Origin of the sequence: Natrinema gari JCM 14663, assembly GCF_000337175.1 — an archaeon.
In the GTDB taxonomy this organism is placed as follows: domain Archaea; phylum Halobacteriota; class Halobacteria; order Halobacteriales; family Natrialbaceae; genus Natrinema; species Natrinema gari.
Map to the genome: position 1 here is coordinate 1 of NZ_AOIJ01000010.1, position 10369 is coordinate 10369.

15 protein-coding genes are annotated in these 10369 nt (G+C 60.7%); 7 read left to right on the forward strand and 8 right to left on the reverse strand.

What is annotated here, in order from left to right; genetic code table 11:
- The 3 genes from C486_RS00270 to C486_RS00280 all read left to right on the forward strand — a co-directional run.
- The coding region (locus tag C486_RS00270) for a MarR family transcriptional regulator (protein WP_008451636.1) at positions 1-292 on the forward strand (292 nt) is incomplete at its 5' end.
- A 348-nt stretch (positions 293-640) separates the two neighbouring features.
- On the forward strand, positions 641-787 hold the full coding sequence (locus C486_RS21245) for a hypothetical protein (RefSeq protein WP_160164279.1): 147 nt from the start codon (positions 641-643) through the stop codon (positions 785-787).
- A 96-nt stretch (positions 788-883) separates the two neighbouring features.
- Positions 884-1174 (forward strand): helix-turn-helix transcriptional regulator, encoded by a 291-nt coding sequence (locus C486_RS00280; protein ID WP_008451640.1) that lies wholly within the window; start codon positions 884-886, stop codon positions 1172-1174.
- 9 nt (positions 1175-1183) lie between these two features.
- On the opposite strand, the gene C486_RS00285 is transcribed toward C486_RS00280, so the two are convergent.
- From C486_RS00285 to C486_RS00295, 3 genes are all read right to left on the reverse strand, one after another.
- Complete coding sequence (locus C486_RS00285) at positions 1184-2233, reverse strand: Cdc6/Cdc18 family protein (protein ID WP_049909956.1); 1050 nt, start codon at positions 2231-2233, stop codon at positions 1184-1186.
- A gap of 132 nt (positions 2234-2365) precedes the next feature.
- A complete protein-coding gene (locus tag C486_RS00290) occupies positions 2366-2887 on the reverse strand; it encodes a type IV pilin (protein WP_008451644.1) in 522 nt (173 codons plus the stop codon).
- Positions 2888-2912: 25 nt separating this feature from the next.
- Positions 2913-3353, reverse strand: a complete 441-nt coding sequence (locus C486_RS00295) for a type IV pilin (protein WP_008451647.1) — start codon at positions 3351-3353, stop codon at positions 2913-2915.
- Positions 3354-3677: 324 nt separating this feature from the next.
- Between C486_RS00295 and C486_RS00300 the strand changes: the two genes are divergently transcribed.
- From C486_RS00300 to C486_RS00310, 4 genes are all read left to right on the forward strand, one after another.
- Positions 3678-4472 carry a hypothetical protein gene (locus tag C486_RS00300; RefSeq protein WP_008451649.1) on the forward strand — a complete coding sequence of 265 codons (795 nt, stop codon included), beginning with the start codon at positions 3678-3680 and terminating at the stop codon, positions 4470-4472.
- A gap of 540 nt (positions 4473-5012) precedes the next feature.
- A complete protein-coding gene (locus tag C486_RS21870; RefSeq protein ID WP_008451651.1) occupies positions 5013-5228 on the forward strand; it encodes a hypothetical protein in 216 nt (71 codons plus the stop codon).
- A gap of 1 nt (position 5229) precedes the next feature.
- Positions 5230-5367 carry a hypothetical protein gene (locus tag C486_RS21455; RefSeq protein WP_169316566.1) on the forward strand — a complete coding sequence of 46 codons (138 nt, stop codon included), beginning with the start codon at positions 5230-5232 and terminating at the stop codon, positions 5365-5367.
- Positions 5364-5669, forward strand: coding sequence for a hypothetical protein (locus tag C486_RS00310; RefSeq protein ID WP_008451652.1), 306 nt, complete (start codon positions 5364-5366; stop codon positions 5667-5669). The genes C486_RS21455 and C486_RS00310 overlap by 4 nt, the downstream gene beginning before the upstream one ends.
- Positions 5670-5712: 43 nt before the next feature.
- Here C486_RS00310 and C486_RS21250 read toward each other — a convergent pair whose 3' ends face one another.
- From C486_RS21250 to C486_RS00335, 5 genes are all read right to left on the reverse strand, one after another.
- Positions 5713-5871: a hypothetical protein gene (locus C486_RS21250; protein ID WP_160164280.1), complete on the reverse strand. Its 159-nt coding sequence runs from the start codon at positions 5869-5871 to the stop codon at positions 5713-5715.
- Complete coding sequence (locus C486_RS00315) at positions 5868-6848, reverse strand: helix-turn-helix domain-containing protein (RefSeq protein WP_008451655.1); 981 nt, start codon at positions 6846-6848, stop codon at positions 5868-5870. Before C486_RS00315 ends, C486_RS21250 begins: the two co-directional genes overlap by 4 nt.
- A complete protein-coding gene (locus C486_RS00320; protein ID WP_008451656.1) occupies positions 6845-7360 on the reverse strand; it encodes a hypothetical protein in 516 nt (171 codons plus the stop codon). Before C486_RS00320 ends, C486_RS00315 begins: the two co-directional genes overlap by 4 nt.
- A 1412-nt stretch (positions 7361-8772) precedes the next feature.
- A complete protein-coding gene (locus tag C486_RS00330; protein WP_008451659.1) occupies positions 8773-9642 on the reverse strand; it encodes a hypothetical protein in 870 nt (289 codons plus the stop codon).
- A complete protein-coding gene (locus C486_RS00335) occupies positions 9639-10253 on the reverse strand; it encodes a hypothetical protein (protein WP_008451661.1) in 615 nt (204 codons plus the stop codon). Before C486_RS00335 ends, C486_RS00330 begins: the two co-directional genes overlap by 4 nt.
- Positions 10254-10369 lie beyond the last annotated feature (116 nt).

The window sequence follows — 10369 nt, forward strand, 5'->3', positions numbered from 1 at the left end:
TTTCCGAATCATGCGACGAAAACGGGGTGCTTGGATGAATAAAGCAAGCGACCCCGTTCTCGAGTTTCTCGATGAGCACGGTATCGCCGCTCCGGTGAGCGTGTTTGACATCGAACTCGACCCATCACGCTCATCGATCTCCCGCGCCGTAGACGATCTCGAGGCTTACGGTCTAATCGAACGGCCCCCCGACTACAATACTCACTTTCAGATAACCGATCTTGGCCGTGAATATCTCGAGGGGGACGTCGATGCGACCAACCTCGAGCGCGACGACGTAGGGGACGCCTAATCCGGCCGCAAGTTGTCCTATCTTGGTGCTGTTTCATCCTCCCTCCGCGCCACCGCTCCATTTCGGTCCCCCCCTGAGTTGCTGATTCGATACGTCACCATGTCCAACATGATTTGGCGATAGCCATATATAGCTGATATTACCCACGATTACTGCCGCGGTGTGAGGATTTGCGTTAATTCCCATAATCCCGTATCAATGATAACGACTATACAGAATTAATTATACATCCTCCACGGGAATACCCAGATGTGTTATTCTCCCGGGATACTGATATCAACTGCAATGTGCGACGAAACGACTGCGAGACACACTGTATCGACCAATGAACAGTTCGTCGAAGAACTCATGACAACCTACCCAGCCGCGAACACCGTTCCACAGGCAATTTTGCCCGCCGCCCAAGACGGACTCGATTACAAGCAGGCGATCGGCACCGATCTCGAATCCTACGTGCGCAAAACGGTTCGCGACGAGCTGTCCGACGCCGAGTAACTTCGGACAGACTCACTCATTTTTCAGGCACCCACATCCCTCCTGCCCCCATTCTGTTCTCGGCACCCTTTTATTCTGATAGAACACAGTACCGATATGTACGATTTAACAGGCTTCCAGCGCGACCTCCTCTACACGATCGCCGGTCAGGACGACCCCCACGGCCTCGCGATCAAAGAGGAACTCGAGGACTACTACGAAAAAGAGATCCACCACGGCCGGCTGTCCCCGAATCTCGATGAGGTCGTCGACAAGGGCCTCGTCGAGAAAGGAGCCGCCGACCGCCGAACCAACTTCTACACACTCACCGCTCGCGGCAGGCGCGAGATCGAAGCGCGTCGGGAGGGGGAAGATCAGTACGTCGGCGAACTACTGTCCGAGTCGTAGCGAATCGACTTACTCGGCCGTCGCGTCAGGATACAACTCGTCGGTCGCCGCCCAATACCGCCTCGCGCTATTTTCACCCGCCCAGCCGATGATATCGTAGTGGCTGAGTTTCTTCAACTGTCGCTTTGCCGTTCGCTGAGTCGGCATGTCTCCGTCGCCAGCATCGTACCGCTCGCGAAACTGCTCGTAGACCTCGCCGATCGATAGCCGCCCGCCGTCTTCGACCAGGATCTCATAGAGGACGCGCTGCCGGCGGGTCAATTTACTGAACGTCTTTTCGACCAACTCCCGTTCCGTCTCCGGCGCGACCTCACGGACGATCGCCTCGGTCACGACATCGCGCCCGCGAGCGTCGGCCCTGTCGAGCGCCTTCCGCAGATTGTCGATCGCCTTGCGCGCGTCGTTGTGGCTCACGTCGACGATCGTCGCGACCACGCTATCGGGAACCGCGCCCGGTCGGACACCGTTTCGAATCCGCCCCTCGAGAATCGTCTCGAGTTGGTCGTTGTTGTATTTTGGAAATTCGATCGGCTGGTAGGCGTTCAGGCGTGATTCGACGCGCATATCGAGCGGGTCGAAGAACTCGCCGTAGTCGTTCGCGATGCAGATCACGCTCACGCGCGGGCACTCATGCAGCTCGTAGAGCGTGCGGTCGTCCTCGATTTGATCGGCTTCATCGAGAATCACGACATAGGGGCTCTCGAGATTGTCCCGAAGTTGATCCATCAGCGCGTAGCCGGCGGCGTTGCTCGGCGCTGCGACGCCACCGAGCCCCTCGAGCAACTGCGTGACGATCGCACTGTGCGTATTGTGGTTCCAGCAATCGATGTGGGTCGTGCGCACATGATCCGCGGCCTGTTTCAGTCGTCGGACGAGCATCTGTGCGGCGTGGGTCTTTCCGCCGCCGGGCGGACCATAGATGAACGCGCCGTCGACGCGCTGGCCGTACTGGATCGGCTCGAGGACCGATCGGAGATGATCGATCTGCCCCTCGCGTAAATGCATCTCCTCCGGCGGGATTTCCGTGCGGAGGACGCGCCGATTCGATATAAGGCTCATTGTCTGGCCTATCTCACACCAGTAGGAAAGACGCTTCGGGCGAATGTCCGATGTGTCTGATATGAGCGGCTGGTAGACTCGGAGGACTAACTCACGCACCTACCACGTCAAAAATCGGAATGGCCAGAGGTGTTACGACCAGTCGAGGTCGTAGTCTTCGCTGGCAACCTGCGTCGTCGTATCGTCTTCTTCAATGACAGCGACGGCAGTTACCGTCCCACTGTCAGGAGCGTCGCTTCCCATATGGACATCTGCACTGGAATCACCCCTAATCGTGACTACGTCACCCACTCCGAGTTCGTTCATATGGCCGCTAACGAAACTCCATTGTTCGTTATTTGAACCGTCCATATACATGTCGTGAGTGTCGGACACAGCACTCTCGTTCCGAACAGTGCCGGCGATGTTCACATGATCGGCGTTTCCGATCGATTTCACTTCGATTTGAATTTCGTCGTTCCCTTCGTCGACTTCGATACTGACGCCGGCCTGGGCTTCCTGACTGACGCTGCCGCCGAGGTCGAGTACGAACGCCGCGATCACAGCTGCCAGAATGACTGTTATGGCGACCATGAGTATCACCCCAATGACAGGGGATACCGCGCGCTGTTCATCGTCGCCAACAAGTTTCGCTTTATATTGGTTTAGATCCATGTTTGATTGTTAGGTCCGCAGTCAATTATTCGAAGAAGTCCCACTCTTCACTAGCAACTTGCGTCGAAGTGTCACTTTCGTTGATGACAGCGACAGCACTCACAGTGCCATTAGTCTCCAATGCAGGATTCGGCCCGTCGTGGTCGAGCGTTTGAACATCGCCAACCGAGTGCATATTCCGAACCTCTCCTTCGTTCAGGCCACTACTCCCTGTGATGTTGATGTAGTCTGCATTCCCCATCGAGGTGACTTCGATCTGGGTCTGGTTATTCGCATCGTCCNCCTCAATACTCACGCCCGCCTGTGCTTCCTGACTCACACTCCCACCCATATCCAGCACGAACGCGGCGATCACGGCCGCAAGGATCACGGTTATGGCGACCATGAGTATCACCCCGATAACAGGAGAGACTGCACGTTCGGTATCGTTGCCAACCAGCTTGTTCGCGTATGGTTTCAAATCCATGTTTTTCTCACGCACCGGCCGTGAACGGTGAGAAAGCTTTTTGGCACCCTCCCCAAACGGAGGACTGCGGATCGGGGGATTGGAACCACCCGCGTATCCCCGCTTTCTCGAGTCGCCGTCACCGATGCTAATAGCACGAAGGAAGCCGGGACCATATATAGGTAGGGGACCGTGACTGTTCAAACGACATGAAAGGCTTTCAAAACTGAGAATCAGCGGGTGCTATCCGGGTTCCAGCCACCCCTTGAAGCGACGCCGTCTTGCGATTAGCTATTCCCTCTCCAAAACGGTGGAAATTTGACGACTCGAGTGTACCACCATCCCATGACAGCCGCCACGTCTCTTATCGGAGAGCGTGCGCTCGCGCGCACCTACGATCCACCATCCTACAGCGACCCATACGACGCCGTTGAGGACTACCNCCGAGTTATGAAGTACGCGAGCAAGCACCCCTCGAAAGGGTCGAGTGCGGCCGCTTCGACACTCGAGTTACCCCGTGGCCGCATCCGCCCGTGGCTCGACGGCGCGAAACCAGACGTCGTCCGCGGGCTCGAGACCGCCCGCGACTATGGATGGCTCGAGGCAACCTACGACGACCCCGAATTTACGGCGTTGAATACGCTCGTCGCGAACGTCTTTTCGGGCGGATCGATCGCTGCGGAAAACTACCAGCCGTCGTTCGCGTTGAACCACCGCGGGGAAGATAGCCACGTTCTCGCCGCACTCGAGCTGGCCGGCGTCGAGTTCCAGGTGGTCGCCGATCGCGACGGCCGGGCGGACGAAGCCCGCCCGACAGCGGATGGAGCCGTTCTCGGTCGTGTACTCGCAACGCTCGGTGCGCCGGTCGGGCCGAAGGCCAATCAACATCTCTCGCTGCCGCACTATCTCGAGGCCGCTCCCGGCGACGTGCGCGAGCAGTTCGTTTTTGCGTATCTCGCAAACCGAGCGACCGAACACGAGGGGAAAGCGACACTCACGGTTCGCGAGGACCGAAACCGCAACTATCTCGAGTCACTGGCCGAGTTGATCGACGACGTTGCCGGCGGCGGCGTTCAATTCAGTGAGCGCGATATCGTGGTTTCGGCTGGCGCTGCACGCAAATTGGGGACGGTCCGATAGACGCGACGCTTCTTGTGCGCGACCACCGGGATTCGCCCGTCTATCGATCTGTTTCTGAGCCGACTCATGGACGCCAAGCGCCCGTACTCGGGGGCCGCCATCACCACTCGAGAAATAGATACTATATCTGGTACCTTCTCTATAAAATCGCTCCCCGGTAGCCATCTTAGGGCACGTAGAATATCCGACTGGTCCGGTACACTTATGGGGATCGCTGTCTAGAGATGTAACTAGAAAGCGTTGGTTCGTCGGGAAGAATCCCGGCCCGCTGCGACAACAGCGGGCCAACGCTTTCGACCGGTCTAAGGNCTCCGACGCGACCGTTCCTATCACGCTGTCCCGGCCGATTGGCTCCGCCTCGGTCGCCACGAACACGATCTCGAGGGCTACGACCGTTTCTACGCCGCCAAAGTCTGCTACGAATACCGCCTCGAGTCCGACCCGAATGCGATCGGCGGCCACGCCGAGCGCAACCGCCTGCATGTCGCCTATCGAAAACCCCAGAGCACCGAGGCCGTCGAACGGGTCTACGAAGCGTCGGTGATCGAAACCGAGACCGACCGACTCGAGGTGCCGACCTCCGCCGTTGATGGTGAGATCGGTCCCGACAACTGGGGGACGATCGACTACGCAGTGATCGAACCCGAACCGACGACGGCGGTCCTTCCGACAGCCGTGTTCGACGGCGAACCGCTGAACTTCCGTGCGTCGGTGGCCGGGCGACCGGACGAACCCCGAATCGGGGAGGAACGATAGCATGGCCGCTATCCACCCCACCGAGCGACGGGACCGAACCGACGACCGTCTCGACCCGTGGCCCGAGTCCCGAATCGAACGGGAACTCCTCGAGATCCAGCGCGCCAAAGCCACGTGCATCCCACGGAGTGACCGATGACCCCCTCGCTCGAGGACGCCCTGCTGTCGGGGATTCCGATCGGCGTCGGCCAGCTCGGCCACTGCGATTGCTGCGGGGCGTGTCTCCGACCGAACCATCGCGTCGAAGTCCTGGTGACGATCGCCGGAACCGAGATTGACCCGGCGACCACTCGCTGTCTCTCGTGCGCCCGCGGGTCCATCCACACCAAGACTGAACGTTCGTGTCTGTTAGCCCGCGGCCGCGTCGCCGGCACGGTTGATGGCACGGGCCACTCCCAACTGATCCTCTCCGGCGCGAGCGTAATCGATCGAACTGAATAGTCGCCCGACTCAACCTGCCTTTATCTCCCGTTGAAGAAGAATCTCACCGAAGGCCCTCGAGTGCGGCTGCCGCCAGCACCGGGCCGACGGCCAGCGTCAAGCCCGCCTCGATAGTCGTCAACCCGGTCGTGGACACGACCACGGCGACGGCCAGCGCGCCGATCGCGAAGCCGACCGCCGCCTCGATTACCTCGTCAATCACGGTGTCCCCTCCGCCTCGTCGAACGCCCCGGCCTGAATGAGTCGTTGCACCCGTCTGTTGAGTTCGCCCTCGGGATCGTCCATGATCTCGTCGGCGGCTCGCGCGAGTCCGGGCGTGATTCCGATCGCATCACAGTCGGCACAGATCGGCGTCTCCTCGTCGATCCCCTCTCGAGTGACCGACCCTCCGCAGTGGAAACACTCGGGGTCCGGGTCCCGATCCTCTCCCCGATCGCCCTCCGGCAGCGCACCGGCGATATCGGCGTCCGGTTCCTCGGGACCGCTGGCGTCACGCTCGAGGTCCCGGTCGGCGTGCTGGTTGACGGCCCGCGACACGGTGGCCGGCGTCACGTCGAACGACTCGGCGACCTCGCGCTGGGTCAGCCCAGTCTGCTCGTACAGCGCGGCGATCCGGTGGTCCCGGAGCGCCCGGAGCTCTGCTGCAATCCGGTCCTCGTCGGAGCGCCCGACGACGTCCTCCGCGTCCGGGTCCGCGGCCGGGGGCGCGCTGGCCTCGTCTGCGATGGGACTCCCGACCGTCTCCGATTCGGGCTCGGGCCCGGACGATTCCTCGTCCTCCATCGCACCAACGCGGCCGTCGTCCCTGCCGTCGGCGTCTCCACTCTCGCCCACGCCCCTGCCGAGCACGCGAGCGATGAACTCATCGACGCGGTCTTGGACACGCTCGGCGAGCGTCCGGTCGTCAACGTCCTTTGCGGTCTCTTTTTGCAACACGATTGCCTCGTCGAACGTGTCGAGAATCTCGGCCTCGAGCGCATCTCGATCGACCCCGTCGTAGGCGTAGGCCAGCGTCCCGGCCTCGGTCTGGAACTCGTCGGTCAGTTCCACGAGGTCGTCGCCGTCGGTCCCGGCCCGGCGAGCGGTCGCGAGCAACTTCTCCCGCATCCGTTCGATGAACGCCTCATCGACGGACTGCCCGAGCAGGTCCTCGCCACCCGCATCGGCGTCGGCGCTCACGCGGATTCACCCCGATTAACTCCGACGCCGGCCGCGTCCGCTGTGGACTCGGTCGGCCGTTCGTCGGATCGCTCGCACACATCCACGATCTCGCGCAGGTGCACCTCGCGCTCGAGTACGTCGCCGCGGGCCGCCGTTTCCGAGACGACCGCGTCCCGCACCTCGAGCGTGACCCACTCGCCTTCGGCAAGCGTCCCACGGGCCGCGGCCACTCCCTCGGCCGTTTCGAACCGGTCGCGATCGATTCCGGGGAGCAACGCCAGCAGTGATACGACAATCCCAACCACGCCTTGAGCGATCGATCCGAAAATCGGGATGTCGAACACGCGCCGCGCCCACGCGGGATCGGGATCGGTCGCGACGACGATCAGGTCCTCATCGTCCGCGATCCCATCGAGGATTTCAGCGGGAATCGCGAACCGGCCGCGTTCGTCGGGCTCGATGACCTGCGTCACGAGCCCCTCGATGCGCTCTGTCATGCTCGAATCGTCCTCGTATTTGTTGTATGTCATAGTTCGGACACCTCCGGGGCTACACGCGCGCGTACGCGCCTCGCGCATAGTCCCCGGTGCAACGAAACGCAATATCCTCCGAAATGCGACGCCGCCTTGCGATTTTGGGATTGGCTCGATTGCATCAATCTGCACCTGCTGTTGCAGCGCTTGGATACGTCTCAGAATCGCCACTCTCGAGCCTCTGCTTGCCGTCTTTGACCCACCGAGAGATCGTCGATTTATCGACGCCGTGAACGTCCGCGAGGGCGTCGTAGGTCAGCGTATCGACGTTCTCGTAGTACATCGCAACGCGCTCGTTGCGGATCTCCGTGGGTTCGTCCTCGAGATCGTTCGGGACTTCCTCGGCGTCGCCCCATTCCCAGTCGGCCATGTCTTCGGTGTCGTAGCCCCACGTCGCGTCGGGGATCCCGCGCAAGCTGAACATCGGGTTGTGCGGGTCCCTGTCTTTGATCCCCTCGTAGACGGTGACTTCTTTCAGCGACTCCTTGTCGATGAAATCAGCCATCGCTCGAATGAGGATGTGAACGNCCCTGTCTTTGATCCCCTCGTAGACGGTGACTTCTTTCAGCGACTCCTTGTCGATGAAATCAGCCATCGCTCGAATGAGGATGTGAACGTCGCCGCGGTCGTGACCGATCGTTCCGAGGTCGACGCCGTTCTTCCGCATCTTCTTGACCATCCCGCCCATCTTCTTGACGACCATCTGGGCGTTCTCGCCGTCTTGGGCGGTGAGCTCCGTGCTGGCCTCGTCAAACCAGAACCACCGGATATCGTCGTGGGATCCCTTTTCCATCCAGACCTCGAGTTCTGGATAATTGTCGATCAGCTTCCAGTCGATGCGGGCCTCCTCGGGCACATCGATGTAGAAATTCGTCGCGACTTCGGGCACCGGAACGTCCGAGGGATCAACCCCCTCCGTTTCCTCTGCAACCTTCGCGGCACGTCGGTAGTGTCGCTCGACGGCCTGGATACATCGCACCGCGAATCCAGTTTTCCCTCTCCCCATGAGCGCTGCAAGATAGATCACCTTGCAGGGCTCGGAATGGAGAAGGTAGTCCTCGAGTGCGTCCGCGCCGTCCATCCCGCTCACGTCGCGCGAGTAGGATGGGATCCCAGTGAGATAGGACACTACCGACTGGTCGCCCTCGCGAATCGCCTTCGTCGCGATCTTCGTTGCGTTGTTCTGGATGACCTCTTTCGCGAATTCGGTTTCCCAGAACGTCGGCGGCATGTCGCCAACCGGTTTGTACTCCGCGGCCGCGAATAGCAGGAGATCGAGGACTTCGTCGTCTTCGATCAGCCCGGCGATCCGGTCGACGTCCGAGTGTGGAACATCGAGCGCGCCACGCGCGTATTCACGCAGTTCCCGCATCGGCCCTCTGAGGTCGTGGGTCGTCTCTTGGGGTTTCTTACTCGCCATTGTCTCCTCCTTGCGTTTCCTCGAGCGTTTTCTCGACAGGATCCACGCTGCTGTCCTCGTCGTCGCGAACGTCGTCGACCTCGATCGAGGTCGAGTCTCGCAACTGCTTGATCTCGTCTTCGAGATCGCCGATTGTCCGGTCCTCGAGAATCGAGTCGACGTTATCCTGCTCGTTCTCGACGATATCGGTCATCGTCTCTGCAACCGACCCCTCGTCACCGGGCGAGCGTTCGCCCTCTGCAATCCGGACGATTCGGTTGACCGCCGCCGATCCCTGTTGCCGGATCGCTTCGGGCGCTTCGATCAGCTCATCAAGCGAGCGTTCGGCCTCGATCGACAGTCGGCGCTTGATCGCGTCGACGCCGCGTTTGTGCCGCCGGAGGTCGCTGTTCGAAGCCCCGGCCATCCAACTTGCAACGGCGATGTTCGATTCCTCGAGGTAGTAATCACACTCGTAGGTCTGCCGGCCGTTGATCGACTCGTCGTAGAGGTAGTCCGTGTCGCGCACGCGACCGGATTGGTCGATCACGACGAGATTCGCGAACCGATCCGGCGAGAGGGCCTTGATCTGCTTCTGGCCGTCTCGCGGGTCGACTGCTTCGAGGATCTCGTCGTCGTCGGTCCGAAGCCAGTCGATGACCTTCTTGATCGGGAATGCTGCGACGGCGACGCCACCGATCGCCGAGAACAGTAGGATCCACAGTTCGACCGGCACCGAGAGATCGAAATAAAACCAGATCCCGGCTGCGAGTGCGAACGCCAGAATCGGCTGCCACACCGGTCGCTGCCGCACGGCGTCGATGGTCTCGTCGGCCAGATCGATCGGTCCGGTTTCTGACGGGTCGAAATCTCGGATCATAGCGCGTCCTCGCTTTTGTTAGAGCTGTCTGCGTGCCGATGCCAGCCGTAGAACACGCCGAAGGATGTCGCGCCAATCGCGCCACCGAGTCCGGCGATCCGGGCGAACGCCCACGTCGCCATTTCACCCGCCCACGGCCCCCACGCTTCGCCGGTCGGGATCCACTCGGCGTCCTGATTCTCCAGCCCAGTTTCGGACGCCACGAGCACGGCATCGTCGCCGCCGCGATCTTTCACTCCCTCGAGCACGATCGTCGATGTCTCGCCGCCGCGGATCGTCCGCTGCTCGAATACAAACGACTCCGATCCGGCTTCGGTCCGCTCGACAAGAATCACCCGCTCGCGCGTGTCGCCGCGGGTTTCGATATCGACCTCGAGTGTTTTATTCTCCGAATAGTATCGGTAATCGAGAATCCGCGTATTCGGATCGAGTTCCATCGCGACGGACTGGGTTTCGTTCCCGTCGCTCTTGGAGCCGTCCGTGGTCGCCGAGTCAGTCTCAGCCCCGCGATCGCCATCCTGAGCCACAGATGCTGTTACCCCCGTAACAAGGGCTCCGGAAATGGCGAGGATGAGGACGAGACCGACGACGAGGACTCGTTCCGAGTCCATCTATATCGCCCCCGCAGCGATGATATAGCCGCCGTAGATGACCACGAGCCACAGGATGAATCGGCCTGTGTACCCGAAGGGCAGTTTCTTCGCGATGATCCACCACATTAGTCGTC

What these genes read in the sequence shown, in the direction of transcription:
- C486_RS21245 (WP_160164279.1), top strand. Translation starts at nt 641, where the DNA reads ATGACAACCTACCCAGCCGCGAACACCGTTCCACAGGCAATTTTGCCC.
- C486_RS00280 (WP_008451640.1), top strand. Translation starts at nt 884, where the DNA reads ATGTACGATTTAACAGGCTTCCAGCGCGACCTCCTCTACACGATCGCC.
- C486_RS00285 (WP_049909956.1), bottom strand. Translation starts at nt 2,233, where the DNA reads ATGAGCCTTATATCGAATCGGCGCGTCCTCCGCACGGAAATCCCGCCG.
- C486_RS00290 (WP_008451644.1), bottom strand. Translation starts at nt 2,887, where the DNA reads ATGGATCTAAACCAATATAAAGCGAAACTTGTTGGCGACGATGAACAG.
- C486_RS21455 (WP_169316566.1), top strand. Translation starts at nt 5,230, where the DNA reads ATGGCCGCTATCCACCCCACCGAGCGACGGGACCGAACCGACGACCGT.
- C486_RS00310 (WP_008451652.1), top strand. Translation starts at nt 5,364, where the DNA reads ATGACCCCCTCGCTCGAGGACGCCCTGCTGTCGGGGATTCCGATCGGC.
- C486_RS00320 (WP_008451656.1), bottom strand. Translation starts at nt 7,360, where the DNA reads ATGACATACAACAAATACGAGGACGATTCGAGCATGACAGAGCGCATC.
- C486_RS00330 (WP_008451659.1), bottom strand. Translation starts at nt 9,642, where the DNA reads ATGATCCGAGATTTCGACCCGTCAGAAACCGGACCGATCGATCTGGCC.
- C486_RS00335 (WP_008451661.1), bottom strand. Translation starts at nt 10,253, where the DNA reads ATGGACTCGGAACGAGTCCTCGTCGTCGGTCTCGTCCTCATCCTCGCC.